The sequence below is a fragment of the Pseudomonas sp. CCI3.1 genome (assembly GCF_034313985.1).
Classification (GTDB): domain Bacteria; phylum Pseudomonadota; class Gammaproteobacteria; order Pseudomonadales; family Pseudomonadaceae; genus Aquipseudomonas; species Aquipseudomonas psychrophila.
This window is the reverse complement of the sequence record NZ_JAVIWO010000001.1, coordinates 1,237,343-1,252,491: the sequence shown is the minus strand read 5'-3', so window position 1 is coordinate 1,252,491 and position 15,149 is coordinate 1,237,343. Positions and strand designations below refer to the sequence as shown.

Here is a 15,149-nt window from a genome sequence, read left to right as displayed (position 1 = left end):
CGTGACCTTTGGTAGGGGTCACCACTAGGAGAGGAGGCGCCATGCCAACTATTACTCTTCCCGACGGCAGTCAACGCTCTTTCGATCATCCTGTATCTGTTGCTGAGGTCGCCGCTTCAATTGGCGCGGGCCTGGCTAAAGCCACCGTGGCCGGCAAGGTCAACGGCAAGCTGGTAGATGCCTGTGATCTGATTGAAAACGACGCCACCCTGCAAATCATCACGCCCAAGGATGAAGAGGGGCTGGAGATTATTCGCCACTCTTGCGCTCACTTGGTCGGTCATGCAGTCAAACAACTGTTTCCGACAGCCAAAATGGTGATCGGGCCGGTGATCGACGAAGGTTTTTATTACGATATCGCTTATGAGCGTCCGTTTACTCCGGATGACATGGCCGCTATCGAAAAGCGTATGCAGCAGTTGATCGAAAAAGATTACGACGTCATCAAGAAAGTCACTCCGCGTGCCGAAGTGATCGATCTGTTTGCCGCTCGTGGTGAAGACTACAAGCTGCGTCTTATTGAAGACATGCCGAACGAGCAGGCCATGGGTTTGTACTTTCACGAAGAGTACGTCGACATGTGCCGCGGGCCTCACGTCCCGAACACTCGCTTCCTGAAGTCGTTCAAGCTGACCAAGCTGTCGGGCGCCTACTGGCGTGGCGATGCCAAAAACGAGCAGTTGCAGCGTATTTACGGCACGGCATGGGCTGACAAGAAGCAGCTGGCGGCCTACGTTCTGCGTATTGAAGAAGCTGAAAAACGCGATCACCGTAAAATCGGCAAGCGTCTTGGCTTGTTTCATACTCAGGAAGAAGCCCCGGGCATGGTGTTTTGGCACCCTAATGGCTGGACGCTTTACCAGGTGCTTGAGCAGTACATGCGCAAAGTACAGCGCGAGAATGGCTATCTGGAGATCAAAACTCCCCAGGTAGTGGATCGTAGCTTGTGGGAAAAGTCCGGGCACTGGGCCAACTACGCCGACAACATGTTTACGACTCAGTCGGAAAGCCGCGATTACGCAATCAAGCCGATGAACTGCCCTTGCCACGTGCAAGTGTTCAATCAAGGCCTGAAGAGCTACCGTGAGCTGCCGCTGCGTCTGGCAGAGTTCGGCGCTTGCCATCGTAACGAGCCGTCGGGTGCCTTGCACGGCATCATGCGTGTTCGAGGCTTCACGCAGGACGATGCGCATATTTTCTGCACCGAAGAACAGATGCAGGCCGAGTCTGCAGCCTTTATCAAGCTGACGCTGGATGTCTACGCTGACTTCGGGTTCAAAGACATTGAGCTCAAGCTGTCGACACGTCCTGAAAAGCGTGTTGGGTCTGATGAGCTGTGGGATCGCGCTGAGAGCGCACTGGCTTCAGCCCTTGATAGCGCTGGCCTGGCTTATGATTTGCAGCCGGGCGAGGGTGCCTTTTACGGACCCAAGATTGAATTTTCTCTGAAAGATTGTCTGGGTCGTGTCTGGCAATGTGGTACCCTGCAGCTCGATTTCAACCTGCCGATCCGTCTTGGCGCAGAATATGTGTCCGAAGACAACAGTCGAAAGCAACCCGTTATGCTGCACCGCGCGATCCTTGGATCGTTCGAACGCTTCATCGGAATTCTGATTGAGCATTACGAAGGTGCGTTCCCTGCGTGGCTAGCGCCGACTCAGGCAGTGATCATGAATATCACTGATAAACAGGCAGATTTTGCTGCTGAAGTTGAAAAAACTCTCAATCAGAGCGGATTTCGTGCCAAGTCTGACTTGAGAAATGAAAAGATCGGCTTTAAAATCCGAGAGCATACTTTGCTCAAGGTTCCTTATCTCTTGGTTATCGGAGATCGGGAAGTCGAGATGCAGACTGTCGCTGTGCGTACACGTGAAGGTGCTGACCTGGGCTCGATGCCCGTCGCGCAATTCGCTGAATTCCTCGCACAAGCGGTTTCCCGGCGTGGTCGCCATGATTCGGAGTAATTATTATTAAGCGTGAAATGAGACAAGATAAACGAGCTGCACCGAAAGCCCCGATCAACGAGAATATCTCTGCACGCGAGGTTCGGTTAATTGGGGCTGAAGGCGAGCAGCTTGGGATTGTGTCAATTGAAGACGCGCTTCTTAAAGCTGAAGAGGCCAAACTGGATTTGGTGGAAATTTCCGCTGATGCAGTACCCCCAGTTTGTAAGCTGATGGACTACGGCAAATCTATCTTCGAAAAGAAGAAACAGGTTGCCGCTGCAAAGAAAAACCAGAAACAGATCCAGGTTAAAGAAATCAAGTTTCGTCCAGGGACGGAGGAAGGGGATTACCAGGTAAAACTGCGCAACCTGGTACGTTTCCTGAGTGATGGGGACAGGGCCAAGGTATCGTTAAGATTCCGCGGCCGTGAGATGGCCCACCAGGAGCTGGGTATGGAACTGTTGAAGCGGGTTGAAGGTGACCTGCTTGAATACGGGACCGTCGAACAGCATCCTAAGATGGAAGGACGCCAACTGATTATGGTCATCGCCCCGAAAAAGAAGAAGTAATCACTAGGGCACGGCAGGCCTTTTGATTATGTTTATCAACTGAATGCGGAGTACCGAACATGCCAAAGATGAAAACTAAAAGTGGTGCTGCTAAGCGGTTTCTGAAAACTGCTAACGGCATCAAGCACAAGCACGCTTTCAAGAGCCACATCCTGACCAAAATGTCGACTAAGCGTAAGCGTCAATTGCGCGGTAGCAGCTTGCTGCATCCGTCTGACGTGGCAAAAGTGAAGCGCATGCTGCGCCTTTGCTAATTTCGGTCAAGAATAGAGGAAGTAACTCATGGCTCGTGTAAAGCGTGGCGTTGTCGCCCGTAAACGTCACAAAAAAATTCTGAAACTGGCTAAAGGCTACTACGGCGCACGCTCACGCGTATTCCGTGTTGCCAAGCAAGCGGTAATCAAGGCAGGCCAATACGCCTACCGTGACCGTCGTCAGAAAAAACGTCAGTTCCGCGCTCTGTGGATCGCTCGTATCAACGCTGGTGCACGTATTAACGGTCTGTCCTACAGCCGTTTCATCGCCGGCCTGAAAAAAGCTTCCATTGAGATCGACCGTAAGGTTCTGTCTGATCTGGCAGTGAACGAAAAAGCGGCGTTTGCTGCGATTGTCGAGAAAGCTAAAGCCACTCTGGCTTAAGTACCCCCGACATTCACTTGGGCTTGCCTGTGTGAGCCCAGGTGCTAAACGTCTTAAATAGGGGAAGAGCCTTCAAGCTCTTCCCCTATTTTGTATCTGGAGTCTGTACATGGAAAACCTGGATGCGCTGGTCTCTCAAGCACTAGAGGCTGTGCAAAGCGCTGAAGATATCAATGCCCTGGAGCAAATCCGGGTTCAATACCTTGGCAAAAAAGGTGAATTGACTCAGGTGATGAAGACCCTGGGCAATCTGCCGGCAGATGAGCGTCCGCAAGTAGGTGCTCTGATCAACGTTGCCAAGGAGCGTGTCACAGAGGTTCTCAATGCGCGCAAGGCACTGTTTGAAGAGGCTGACCTGGCCGCCAAACTGTCTGCCGAGTCCATTGATGTGACCCTGCCTGGCCGTGGCCAGACCTCCGGCGGTCTGCATCCGGTTACCCGGACTCTGGAACGTATCGAGCAGTTCTTTACCCACATTGGCTACGGCATTGCCGAAGGCCCTGAGGTTGAAGACGACTATCACAACTTTGAAGCGCTCAACATCCCAGGCCATCACCCGGCCCGGTCGATGCATGACACCTTCTACTTCAATGCAAACATGTTGTTGCGCACCCATACCTCGCCGGTACAGGTCCGCACCATGGAATCGCAGCAACCGCCGATCCGCATCGTCTGCCCGGGCCGTGTGTACCGTAGCGACTCCGATATCACCCACTCGCCGATGTTTCATCAGGTTGAAGGCCTACTGGTAGATCGCGATATCAACTTCGCGGACCTGAAAGGGACCATCGAAGAGTTCCTGCGGGTGTTCTTCGAAAAAGAACTGGCCGTGCGCTTCCGTCCCTCGTACTTCCCGTTTACTGAGCCTTCAGCTGAAGTGGATATGGAATGCGTGATGTGCAGCGGTAAAGGCTGCCGTGTCTGCAAACAGACGGGCTGGCTGGAAGTTATGGGCTGCGGCATGGTTCACCCGAACGTGCTGCGCATGTCCGGAATTGATCCAGAAGAATTTTCGGGCTTTGCCTTCGGTATGGGCGTTGAGCGTCTGGCCATGCTGCGTTACGGCGTGAATGACTTGCGTCTGTTCTTCGACAACGACTTGCGGTTCCTCGCGCAATTTCGCTAGTCGTAACTAATTCTTAGGAGAGCAGGATGAAATTCAGTGAACAATGGCTGCGTGGTTGGGTAAACCCGCAGGTAGGTCGCGACGAGCTGGTTGCTCGTCTGTCGATGGCCGGTCTTGAGGTCGACAGTGTTACGCCGGCCGCCGGTGTATTCAGTGGTGTGGTCGTGGGCGAGGTGCTGAGCACTGAGCAACACCCTGATGCCGATAAGCTTCGTGTTTGCCAGGTCAGTAATGGTTCTGAGACTTTTCAGGTAGTTTGCGGCGCGCCTAACGTGCGTCAAGGCCTGAAGATTCCGTTCGCCATGATCGGCGCCGAACTACCGGGCGACTTCAAAATCAAGAAAGCCAAACTGCGTGGTGTCGAGTCCAACGGCATGTTGTGCTCCCAGGCAGAGCTGCAGGTGGGTGAAGGTAACGACGGTCTGATGGAGCTGCCGGCTGATGCGCCGGTTGGCGAAGATATCCGCGTTTACCTGAGCCTCGAAGACGCTAGTATCGAAGTGGACCTGACCCCTAACCGCGGTGACTGCCTGTCGCTTGCAGGTCTTGCCCGGGAAGTGGGTGCTTTGTACGCGGCGCCGGTGACTCGCCCTGTTGTGGCTGTTGTACCGGCTGTACATGACGAAGTCCGTTCTGTCGAAGTACTTGCTCCTGCCGCATGCCCGCGTTACCTGGGCCGTGTAATCCGCAATGTTGATCTGTCCCGGCCCACGCCGTTGTGGATGGTTGAGCGTTTGCGTCGTGCCGATGTACGTAGTATCGATGCAGCTGTCGACATCACCAATTATGTGATGCTGGAGCTGGGTCAGCCGTTGCACGCGTTTGACCTCGCCGAAATCAATGGCGGTATCCGCGTACGCATGGCCGAAGATGGCGAAAAGCTGGTGTTGCTCGACGGTCAGGAAGTTTCCCTGCGTAGCGATACACTGGTGATTGCTGACCACACCCGGGCCTTGGCGATTGCTGGCGTAATGGGTGGCGAGCACAGCGGTGTAACCACCAAGACCCGCGATATATTTCTTGAAAGTGCCTTCTTTGATCAGATTGCTGTCGCTGGCAAAGCACGTTCATATGGTCTGCATACTGACGCTTCGCACCGCTATGAGCGTGGCGTTGACTGGAAGCTGGCCCGTGAAGCGATGGAGCGCGCCACTGGCCTGCTGCTGGACATCACTGGCGGCGAAGCCGGCCCGATCATCGAAACTGTCAGCGAGCAGTATCTGCCATCGATTGCACCGATCACTTTGCGTGCAGCTCGTATCAGTCAGATGTTGGGTTTGGAAATGGATTCGGCAGAAATTGAGCGCTTGCTCAGTGCGCTGGGTCTGACCATTACCGCTGAAGGGGCAGGGCAGTGGCGTGTAGAAGTGCCTAGTCATCGCTTCGATATCAGTCTGGAAGTTGACCTTATCGAGGAACTGGCCCGTCTGTACGGCTACAACCGTTTGCCGGTTCGTTATCCGCAGGCCCGCCTGGCACCGCAAGCCAAGGCTGAAGCCCGTAGCGACCTGCCTGAGCTGCGTCGTTTACTGGTAGCGCGTGGTTATCAGGAAGCGATCACCTACAGCTTCATCGACCCGAAACAGTTCGAACTGTTCAGCCCGGGTGTTGAGCCACTGCTGCTGGCTAACCCGATCTCCAACGACATGGCCGCTATGCGTGCCTCGTTGTGGCCAGGACTGGTCAAGGCATTGCAGCACAACCTGAACCGTCAGCAAGACCGCGTTCGCCTATTCGAAAGTGGTCTGCGTTTTGTAGGTCAGCTGGAAGGACTTAAGCAAGAGCCCATGCTGGCAGGTGTGGTTTGCGGCAGTCGTCTTCCTGAGGGTTGGGCGCAAGGCCGCGACGTCGTTGACTTCTTCGACGTCAAAGCCGATGTAGAGGCAGTGTTGGGTTTTGCTGGTGCTCTGGATGCATTCAGCTTCGTGCCAGGTAAACATCCTGCGCTGCACCCTGGTCAAACCGCCCGTATCGAACGTGATGGTCGAGAAGTCGGCTATGTCGGTGCAATTCACCCGGAACTGTCAAAAAATCTGGGTCTTGACCGACCAGTGTTTGTTTTTGAGCTGGTTTTGGCTGAAGTGGCGCTGGGTAAAATGCCTAAATTCCATGAGTTATCGCGCTTTCCTGAAGTGCGTCGTGACTTGGCCTTGTTGGCCGACCGTGACGTTGCAGCCAGTGCTGTACTGGATGTGATTCGTGAAAATGCAGGCGAGTGGCTCACGGACCTAAGGTTATTTGACGTTTACCAGGGTAAAGGTATTGATCCGCATAGAAAAAGCCTTGCAGTTGGCTTGACCTGGCAGCATCCATCGCGCACTCTTAATGACGATGAGGTGAACGCCACGACGCAAAATATTCTCACCTCGCTCGAAAAAAGGTTGAACGCCACGTTAAGGAAGTGACGTATGGGGGCTCTGACGAAAGCTGAAATGGCGGAACGTCTTTATGAAGAGTTGGGCCTGAATAAACGTGAAGCCAAAGAATTGGTGGAATTGTTTTTCGAAGAAATCAGGCACGCTCTTGAAGACAACGAGCAAGTCAAATTGTCAGGTTTTGGCAATTTTGATCTGCGTGACAAGCGACAGCGGCCAGGCCGCAATCCGAAAACGGGAGAAGAAATCCCGATCACGGCTCGCCGTGTAGTCACTTTTCGTCCAGGGCAGAAGTTGAAGGCCCGAGTAGAGGCTTATGCTGGAACCAAGTCATAACGACGAGCTCCCGCCGATCCCAGGCAAACGCTACTTCGCCATTGGCGAAGTCAGCGAGCTCTGTGCGGTAAAACCGCACGTGCTGCGCTATTGGGAGCAAGAGTTTCCTCAACTCAACCCTGTGAAACGTCGCGGAAATCGCCGGTATTATCAGCGTCAAGATGTGCTGATGATCCGGCAAATTCGTGCACTGCTTTATGATCAAGGATTCACCATTGGAGGAGCGCGTTTGCGACTTTCTGGTGATGAAGCCAAAGATGACACCACACAGTACAAGCAACTGATTCGCCAAACGATCTCCGAGTTGGAGGATGTTCTGCTAGTCCTTAGAAAGTAACTTCGGCGTTTAAAATACTTTCGTATTTCAAAAGCTTAGGGTATATTTCTCGACGTTCTAGAAAGTTGTAACGCCTAGTCGGGGCGTAGCGCAGTCCGGTAGCGCACTAGCATGGGGTGCTAGGGGTCGAGTGTTCGAATCACTCCGTCCCGACCATATTATTCAATGACTTAGCCCAACTTTCGCGAGTTGGGCTTTTTCATGCTCAGGGACTTTTGCGGGGGATCACCCGGTTTTCCTCCTCAAGATCGTCAGTGCGGGCCCCCGCGAATCAGTTGACGACGCTTTGTTTGCCGCTTCGATCAGTTGCCCAAGCTCTGCGGTAGAATAGTGGCTCGTAATGCTTCCGTTCTTATGCCCAAGCAATGCCTTTCGATCTTCCAGTGTCACGCCTGCTGCACGTAGCCTTCTGCCAAAGGTGTGCTTCAGGTCGTGAACCCGGATCGATGCGAAACCCGGCAAAGCAGGGCGCAGGTATTTCTCCTGCCATATCTTCGCTGCGCGTACCCGCGCTTTCTTCCAGGCCGAATCGTTCATCCGATGCATCCCGGTACCGTCATAAGGGAAAACCCATTCCTTACTCAGACCGCGTTGCTTCTCGATAACTGACTTAGCCACTCCGTTCAGAACGACAAGACGATCTTCGCCGTTTTTCACGCCTGAGGTTTCCCGTCGCCCGCCAAACCCTGCTGGAATCAGAAACACGCTGGTATCCAATTCGGGCACGCAAATCTCCCAATCCCAACGCAGCTTGCAGACCTCTTGCTCGCGACACCCTGTATTCACCTTGAACATGGCCATGTGCTGCAAGTGAGCCGGCAGCTCAGCAAACAACACCGATTGCTCCTCCCAAGAAAGTGGGTAGGGCTTTCGGCTTTCTGTCTTCTCGTCCAGCATGCTGATCATCGGCACTGACTCAAGCCAGGGCCTTTTCTCAGCGTCCCGCCATTTCCTTGCGCACAAGTTCAGCACCCTGACGACTCGTTGCAGGGCGATGTTGACCGTCCTGTTCGATACGCCGGGTTTGACCTTGCCGGTCTTTGTCAGCCCCGGCGTTTGCCTGTCCTTGATGTACTGCGCCAGTGTCCCGTCATCGACGTGGGTTATGGGCAGATCGCCAAGGTAAGGATCAAGCTGTTCGATGTGCAATGCAGACAGGGCAATTGATGGCTGATGCTGGTATTCAACCAAAAACCTTGTTGCCGCCTCGCGCCAAGTTCGCACCTGGCGCACGCCGTAAACTTTCTCCTGCCTGAGTTTCTCAAGCCGAAAAATCAGGTACTGCTCCGCTTCTTCCCTTTCGCTTGTTCCAGTGCTTTCTTGAAGTCGAGTACCTCGGACGACCTTGTCGATGTGCCAGATACCGTTCCTCTCGTAGAGGCCGGAGATCGTTTTTCGCGCCATTGTTTCTCTCCCGGGCGCCCACTGCAGGGCGGATTGTTGTCCTGCGGCGATGCTTTATCAACCGATTTGGTCTTGATGTAGTTGTCTGCCCACTGGTCCAACTCGTATCTGTCGAACCCAACGCCTTGTGTACCAATGCGAATTTCCTGGACATAGGGGCGTACCATTTCAGTGAAAGCGCCTCTCGACATGCCGAGGTATGCGGGGGCTTTACCGGCGCGGAGAATTCGTGGTTGGCATTGATTGGCGCTGGCTGCTGCGTTTGCCATAAGTTACCCCCGTGCCAGCGGCGACATTCTGCACGCTGCCATTTGTTCGTTGAGCCATTGCAACACCTCGGCTTTGACCCAGTGTGCGGAGTGACTATCAAGGTGGAAATCGGGAAATACTATAAGCAAAATTGTCTGTGTTTTTTTAGCGCCCATAGGAGTACCTCGCCATGTGATGGCTTTTGTTTATTTGAGTAGAGGAGGATTAGAAGTATGATGCTTCACAAGCTATATTGAGATGTGTCGAATTTATTTGTTAGGACCTTTTATGGATGTTTTAAAATTGTTGTTGAAAGTGCTGGTGTCTCTTCCGGTGAAATTACTTGGATGGAGCTTTAATGGGCGTGATGTAAATATTGGATATCAGCTGTGTATGGTTTTTTATATTTGTATGCTGACAATTGTTAGCGTCGTGCTTGCATATTTTTTTGCTTCCTATTTTCCTGGCAGAAGCCAGTCAGATGCCTTCATGCGAGTAGGTGCAGTTGCTACTCTCCTCGGCTTGTGGGCTGCATATAGGCTGGATCACTTAGTGATGCCTTACCATAAAACTTATGGAGAAGCGGCTTCCCCTGGGGTGCAAAAAGTATCTAACAACTTGAAAAAAGTTGTGGTGCAGCTAAATAGGCTGTGCCTTTTTACTGCCGTTGCTGGAGCAGTGGTTTGGGGGTATGGGGATTTGTTTTATGAGTATATGAACGGTGTATAGATCTGTATGTTTGAACTATCATTTGTTTGCTGTGTAGTACTCGGAGTGAGTGAGGTTCGACTTAAATTTGTTGCCGTATGCTCCAATGCGCGCCGCTCATTCGTTTTTGCTTTGCGCAGTTTAATCCATTTTGCATAGTTACTGTGGGCGTGTGACTTATTGCATTTGTCACTGATCGTTTGCAGATCCAGTTGGCCCATGGGAGCGCCGCGTATCCGAACTGTTCGGCGGAGGGCGATCACACGGCCTCCTTCAACAGATCAATGACAATCTTCACGCCGCTCGCCACGCTGGGTGGCTGGGCAACGGCGTACCGGGTCAGGTCTGCGATGGCCTTGGTCCGCACGGGCTCGCGTCGGATTGATGCGCCCAGGTCCTGCACGAAGTCGAGGGCCCAGCGCTTTGCTTCCAACTCCATGACGCGGTTGATGGGGCCAGTGATGACCAGGTCAGGTAGCGGTTCGTTGGATTGGATCGGCGGGAGAAGCTTTGATGCAGACGTTTCGCGGGCACGATCAAGCGCCCGCTGTGCGATTGGGTTCATTTAAAACCTCTTACTATGAAATAATGGCCAGATGCCGTTTCGGCAGTAGATGGAGTTTAGCTATGCATAAGAAGTTAGAGTTTTGGGGGGTGGTGGGTACAGCAATATATCTGCTAGTTATTGCTTCAACCGTAGCATTTAAGTTTTCAAATTTTGTAGTTCTAAGCCTTAATGAACTCGGTGATTTTTTGGCCGGTGCATTCGGCCCGATAGCGTTTTTATGGTTGGTATTGGGTTTTCTCCAGCAAGGTCGCGAACTTAAATTAAGCTCTGAAGCCTTGCAGCTACAGGCGAAAGAGCTGAAGAACTCAGTTGAGCAGCAAACCATCATGGCTCAGGCTGCTATACAGCAGATTGAGTCTCAGCGTGCAGTATTGAGGCTTCAAGAGCTCGAGGTAGAACGCTCACTATCTCCGAATATTTCAGCTGAGTCAGGGATTAAGCATGGTAGTAATGGGCCTGGGGTAAAGATAATAACGTATGTGTCTTTTTTGAATTCTGGTCCTGAAGCTAGATCGTTGAAAGTAAGTTTTAATCCGCCGATTGGTGAAGTATGTATCGAGGAGTTTGGAAGGCTCGGGGGAGGGGATAAGACTAGGCAGATTAGGTTCGAGTTTATTTGTCCCGATGAGGATTTTTCTGGCGACTGTTTGATCGAATATATTCGTTTAGATGGAAAAAGAATTAATGAAAGTTTTACGTATCTTATTAAGTCCGAAAATCCATATGTTCAAATAGAGCGGCGTATGCCGCCCGCTCATGACTAAATGGCTAGACAGAAGAGTTCATTGCCCAATAAACACGAGCGCAAGCCTCAGCATCAGGCCGCGCACGGTGGCCACCGACCAACTCTTCGCCAGTGAAGTGGCGCAGCGCCTCGGCAACGGTCGGAACCTTGAACTGTCGACCTAAGCCCGCGGCGATCATCTTGGCGGTCGGCGGGCACTGCACCAGGTTCTTGCTGTTCTGGCAGGTGCAGTAACCCGGGGTGGTTTTGAATGCGTCGGCCGCTTCCTTGCCCCGGTACCGCGACAGAGCAATGCGCATTATCCGGTCGTCAAAGCTGATGTTATGGGCAACCCGCTGGCCCGCACGGTCATGAATGGCCATGAAACCATCCAGCGCTTCCGACTCAGGGATACCCAGGTCCATCGCCATTTCGTTGGTGATGCCGTGGATCGCCGTCACTTCGGCAGGGATCACCCAGCCATCCGGACGGATCATCGCTTCGAAGGAATCGACCAGAGTCCCGTCGGCGTTGAAGGCAAGAATGCAAATGTCCACCAGGTGCGGCTGACGTGGATCGTCGCTTGGATCGCGGAACAGCGGCAGACCGGTGGTTTCAGTGTCGTAAGGGGTGATCAGGTTCATGGGGCATTTCCTATAGGCAAAAAGAAGGCGCCGTGTTGGCGCCTGGTGTTGTGGCGGGAGAGTCAGACGACGTCTTCCAGCGCGGCGATGACCTTGAAGCTGTGGTCAAACGCCGATTCACCCTCGGTTTCGATCTCGACCACTTTGTCATCGAGCAGCCGCAGCAGCAGGGTGGCGGTCTTGTCGCTATCGATGGCCAGTCGGCTTTGCACCCAGTGACCCTTGAACGGCTTGTTGTTGGACTTGAGCACGATCAACTGCTTGGCATCGTCGTAGGTGAACTCACCGAACTCTTTGTCCAGGTCGGCGCCGCTAGCACCATCGGTGCGCTCGGCCAGTTCAGTGGCGCTGCCAAGTGGGTGTCCACCGTCCGGTTCGCCCGATCCTGTCGCCCTGTGTTCGAACAGGCTGCCGGTCAGGTCGCTGACGTGCAGCGGCATTTCGCGCTGATCACGCTCAACCTGGAGGCTGTCTAGGCCTTCGGCGTAATCGTTTGGAGCCAAGACCAGCAAACACAGCTTGCCGGCAACATCGATGAGTCCATGACGATTCGGATCTTGAGCATCAATGGTCGCGGTGACCGTGATGCTCTTGGCCTTGAACTTGGCGTCTGCCACCGTCAGCGGGATGGTGTCGACGCTACGCGAAGAAATGATGCCGACAGCCGTGTAAACCGCTGTAGTGACTTTCTCGGTGACACGGTCGGTGACTTCCTGGCGCTGGCCTTCGTTCAGCTTGCTGAACGGTGCCGCGATGTTCTGCCATTCGAACATTGCAGCTTTGACCAGGTCGCGCACCAGCAGCTCATGAGCCAGCACCGAAGGCATTACGCCGTGCATCTTGGCGCGCTCGATGACTTCCATGTGTTCAATTTTCATAAGGATCCTCAGTGCTTGGCGATGCGCTCAAGCTTCGATTGTTGAGCCGGGCTCAGGTTGGTATGGGCGCCGTAACGCTTGAAGCTGGCGCGCATGCTTTCGACGAACTCCAACTCCCAGGTCCCGCTGGCGTGAAGCTCGGCGGAGACCAGGATGCCGGTGAACTCCTCAACACTGTCGTAGATGTCGAGGATGGATTGGACAGCCATGATCAGGCTGCGACCTGATTGGCCTGTACTGCCTGGATGTGGTGGACCAGGGCGACGCAGATGCGTGGGAAGTCACTGGCGCGGTACAGCTGGGCGCCTTGCTTGCGCTCCACCGCTTCGAACCCCAAAGAGCGCAGGAACTCGGCGGACAATGTGAAGCCCAGGCGAGTGCTGATATCGCCAAGCTTGATGCGCTGACCATCATCGACGGGCTGCTGAGCTGCTGCAGTCGTCTTGATCGGAGTGGCGGCGACCAGCTCCGGCTCTTGCGGGGCTTTCACTGGCTGTTCAACAACCGGTTCAGCGGCCTTCTGTCGCTGTTGGGCTGCGAGCTGCTGCGCCTTTTCCTCTTCCTGGCGCTTGAGCTCCGCCTGCTGCAGTTCGTGCTCGTTGATCCGGACCTTGATCAGCGCTACCAGGTCATCGTTGGTCTTGAGCACCAGTTCCTGCGCATCGTGAAACAGGAAGCCGTGTTTGATGGCCAGTTCGTTCAGGCTTTTCAGGTTCGCTCGAATCAGGTCAGCAATGCGGCTGGCCTCGATCTTGGCGCGGGTCAGCTCGGCGTCGGCGGCTTCCTTAAGGCTGTCGATGGTGCGTTTGCCCTTGATGGCGCCTGCGAAATCCGCCGGCACTCTCGGCATCCGGATCCGGCTGTTCAGCGTCTCGTTGATCTGGTCGATGTGCGCCTGCAAGGCCTTCGCTGCATCCATGACCATATCGCTACGGATTATGTCCTTGCGCGCTTTGATCAGCTTTTCCAGCTCGAGGCGCTTGCGTCGAGTCTCTGCTGTGATGTCGTCGATGGCCTTGAACAGCACGTCGATGCTCTCGGTTTGGCTCAGGGCGTGCTCTTTGGCTGCCTTCAACTTGTCTTCAACCTCGCCGCACCACTTCACAGTGGCGTCCGCATCGGCGAAGTCCTTGTCGGTCGACAGATCGGTGTTGATATCGCCAATTACAGCCAGGGCGTGGGACTTGAACGCGTCCAAGTTGCTGGCGGTGACCATGCCGGTTACGTCGATTCGCAGCGCCGGCAGTTGATCGGGGGCAGCGCCAATCGCCTCGACCTTGGCTTCCTTGACCACAAATTCGCCAAGGTCCTGTTCGAACTGGGCCCAGCCAGCGACCAGTTGCTCACGACGACCGGCAACCGGGCTGTATTCCAGGTGCGCGAACCTGTCTTTGGTGCCGTCCGAACAGACGAAAATCACGCGTTCGGCGCCACTCACCAGCAGCTGCTGTTCCAACTGCCAGTAGTAGTGGGGATCCAGCTCGCCGGCGCGGATCTGCGTGACGACCTTCTCGTTCCACAGCTTGTGCTCAAACAGTACGTCACCCAGCATCGTGGCGCCGTCCATGGAGGCCAGCAGGTTGCCGCTGGTACCGACGATGGGGTAAAGCTCCTCGCCGATCATTTCCTCGACCAGGGGGCGCGCCATTTCCTCAGTGGTGTGGCCACGGTCAAACGCGGCCTGTTGCTGCGGGGTGACGTCCGGAACAATGCCGGTTTTCTTCATGGTCAGCAGATCGTTGCGGGTCTGGAACTTCGAAGCGCCCATCATCGCGGGCGCCTCCGAAGCGGTGAAATAGCTGGAACGAAGGGCATGCCACTCGGGCGTGCCTTGCTGAACGTTATGCACTTTCATCGGTGGCTTCTCCTTCGATAGGGGTAAGGGCGCGGATGCGCTCTTCTTGCTCAGGGGTAACGACGTATTTACTGGTGAGGTTCGCCAGCAGGTGTTCGGGGCTTGTGCGGTTCTGCGCGATCATCCCGCGCCATTTCTCCGCGTTTTCCTCCAGCTTGCTGTCGGGGTAGGCCGGCAGCACCTTCGGCTCTTCGGCTTTACGGGCGTGGGTCTGGTTGAGCTCGCGCTCGGTTGGGATGTCCTGGACTTCCTCGGCCATCGGCATGCCGCGCAGCACGTCGGGGAACACGTCTCGCAGGGCAAAGGACCGGGCGCGCATCTGGCGCATTCGTTTCGGGTACTGCGCCCAGGGGCCTTGCTTGCCCTTGAGGCCGGCCTGCTGGGCATCGTTCATGCTGAACGTGCGGGTCTGCTCGTCCTCTCCGACACGCTTCACCCGGCAGGAAGCCGTCTCGCCGTCGTCGGTCTCGTACACGTACTCACACAGCGGCGAGCTGCGGACCAGAGCGATTACCGCGTCACCCCAGAGCGATGGGCGCCCGTTGATGACCGCGATGCTTTGCATGGCCTGCATGGGCTGCAAGCCCAGTTCCATACCCCATTGCACGGCCACCAGGATGTTGGCGGGCTTTTTCTGAAAGTCCTTCGGGACAATGTCGGAGTTCGCGAGGTAGTCGGCGAACTTCAATGCCTCGTCGAGGTTTTGCGGTGCCAGGCTGAACGTGGGCTTGATGGCTAATTCGGACACAAGAGTTTCCTTGCCGCGACGTGCGCAGCATTGAAAGGGGGGG

General features: G+C 54.6%; 17 protein-coding genes and 1 tRNA gene. 11 read left to right on the top strand and 7 right to left on the bottom strand.

From position 1 onward, the window contains the following. Positions 1-41 precede the first annotated feature (41 nt). From thrS to RGV06_RS05565, 9 genes are all read left to right on the top strand, one after another. On the top strand, positions 42-1,964 hold the full coding sequence (gene thrS / locus RGV06_RS05605; RefSeq protein WP_019829199.1) for a threonine--tRNA ligase: 1,923 nt from the start codon (positions 42-44) through the stop codon (positions 1,962-1,964). After that, a complete protein-coding gene (infC, locus tag RGV06_RS05600; protein WP_171970586.1) occupies positions 1,964-2,515 on the top strand; it encodes a translation initiation factor IF-3 in 552 nt (183 codons plus the stop codon). Before thrS ends, infC begins: the two co-directional genes overlap by 1 nt. A gap of 59 nt (positions 2,516-2,574) precedes the next feature. Then, on the top strand, positions 2,575-2,769 hold the full coding sequence (rpmI, locus tag RGV06_RS05595) for a 50S ribosomal protein L35 (protein ID WP_003442181.1): 195 nt from the start codon (positions 2,575-2,577) through the stop codon (positions 2,767-2,769). A 28-nt stretch (positions 2,770-2,797) separates the two neighbouring features. Next, positions 2,798-3,154: a 50S ribosomal protein L20 gene (gene rplT / locus RGV06_RS05590; protein WP_003442184.1), complete on the top strand. Its 357-nt coding sequence runs from the start codon at positions 2,798-2,800 to the stop codon at positions 3,152-3,154. 109 nt (positions 3,155-3,263) lie between these two features. Then, positions 3,264-4,280, top strand: a complete 1,017-nt coding sequence (pheS, locus tag RGV06_RS05585) for a phenylalanine--tRNA ligase subunit alpha (protein WP_048351600.1) — start codon at positions 3,264-3,266, stop codon at positions 4,278-4,280. Between the two features lie 26 nt (positions 4,281-4,306). Next, complete coding sequence (gene pheT / locus RGV06_RS05580) at positions 4,307-6,685, top strand: phenylalanine--tRNA ligase subunit beta (RefSeq protein ID WP_322149580.1); 2,379 nt, start codon at positions 4,307-4,309, stop codon at positions 6,683-6,685. A 3-nt stretch (positions 6,686-6,688) separates the two neighbouring features. Next, positions 6,689-6,991, top strand: coding sequence for an integration host factor subunit alpha (ihfA, locus tag RGV06_RS05575; RefSeq protein WP_002553164.1), 303 nt, complete (start codon positions 6,689-6,691; stop codon positions 6,989-6,991). After that, positions 6,972-7,328 (top strand): MerR family transcriptional regulator, encoded by a 357-nt coding sequence (locus RGV06_RS05570; protein ID WP_019829202.1) that lies wholly within the window; start codon positions 6,972-6,974, stop codon positions 7,326-7,328. The genes ihfA and RGV06_RS05570 overlap by 20 nt, the downstream gene beginning before the upstream one ends. Positions 7,329-7,407: 79 nt before the next feature. Beyond that, positions 7,408-7,484, top strand: a tRNA-Pro gene (locus RGV06_RS05565). Positions 7,485-7,553: 69 nt separating this feature from the next. On the opposite strand, the gene RGV06_RS05560 is transcribed toward RGV06_RS05565, so the two are convergent. Beyond that, a complete protein-coding gene (locus RGV06_RS05560) occupies positions 7,554-8,732 on the bottom strand; it encodes a tyrosine-type recombinase/integrase (protein ID WP_322149578.1) in 1,179 nt (392 codons plus the stop codon). 537 nt (positions 8,733-9,269) lie between these two features. On the opposite strand from RGV06_RS05560, the gene RGV06_RS05555 reads away from it, so the two are divergent. Continuing rightward, positions 9,270-9,710, top strand: a complete 441-nt coding sequence (locus RGV06_RS05555; RefSeq protein WP_322149577.1) for a hypothetical protein — start codon at positions 9,270-9,272, stop codon at positions 9,708-9,710. 238 nt (positions 9,711-9,948) lie between these two features. Here the strand turns inward: RGV06_RS05555 and RGV06_RS05550 are convergent, their stop codons facing one another. Next, positions 9,949-10,254: a hypothetical protein gene (locus tag RGV06_RS05550; protein WP_322149576.1), complete on the bottom strand. Its 306-nt coding sequence runs from the start codon at positions 10,252-10,254 to the stop codon at positions 9,949-9,951. A gap of 62 nt (positions 10,255-10,316) precedes the next feature. Here RGV06_RS05550 and RGV06_RS05545 point away from each other — a divergent pair, with 62 nt between their 5' ends. After that, entirely contained in the window at positions 10,317-11,021 is a 705-nt protein-coding gene (locus RGV06_RS05545; protein WP_322149575.1) for a hypothetical protein, read from the top strand. 4 nt (positions 11,022-11,025) lie between these two features. Here RGV06_RS05545 and RGV06_RS05540 read toward each other — a convergent pair whose 3' ends face one another. The 5 genes from RGV06_RS05540 to RGV06_RS05520 form a co-directional block, all read right to left on the bottom strand. Further along, complete coding sequence (locus RGV06_RS05540; protein WP_322149574.1) at positions 11,026-11,625, bottom strand: 3'-5' exonuclease; 600 nt, start codon at positions 11,623-11,625, stop codon at positions 11,026-11,028. 62 nt (positions 11,626-11,687) lie between these two features. After that, positions 11,688-12,503, bottom strand: a complete 816-nt coding sequence (locus RGV06_RS05535; RefSeq protein WP_322149573.1) for a DNA translocase FtsK — start codon at positions 12,501-12,503, stop codon at positions 11,688-11,690. Between the two features lie 8 nt (positions 12,504-12,511). Beyond that, on the bottom strand, positions 12,512-12,712 hold the full coding sequence (locus RGV06_RS05530; RefSeq protein WP_095009747.1) for a hypothetical protein: 201 nt from the start codon (positions 12,710-12,712) through the stop codon (positions 12,512-12,514). A 2-nt stretch (positions 12,713-12,714) separates the two neighbouring features. Beyond that, complete coding sequence (locus RGV06_RS05525) at positions 12,715-14,358, bottom strand: YqaJ viral recombinase family protein (RefSeq protein WP_322149572.1); 1,644 nt, start codon at positions 14,356-14,358, stop codon at positions 12,715-12,717. Further along, positions 14,345-15,106 (bottom strand): recombinase RecT, encoded by a 762-nt coding sequence (locus tag RGV06_RS05520; protein WP_094994163.1) that lies wholly within the window; start codon positions 15,104-15,106, stop codon positions 14,345-14,347. Before RGV06_RS05520 ends, RGV06_RS05525 begins: the two co-directional genes overlap by 14 nt. Between the last annotated feature and the right edge of the window lie 43 nt (positions 15,107-15,149).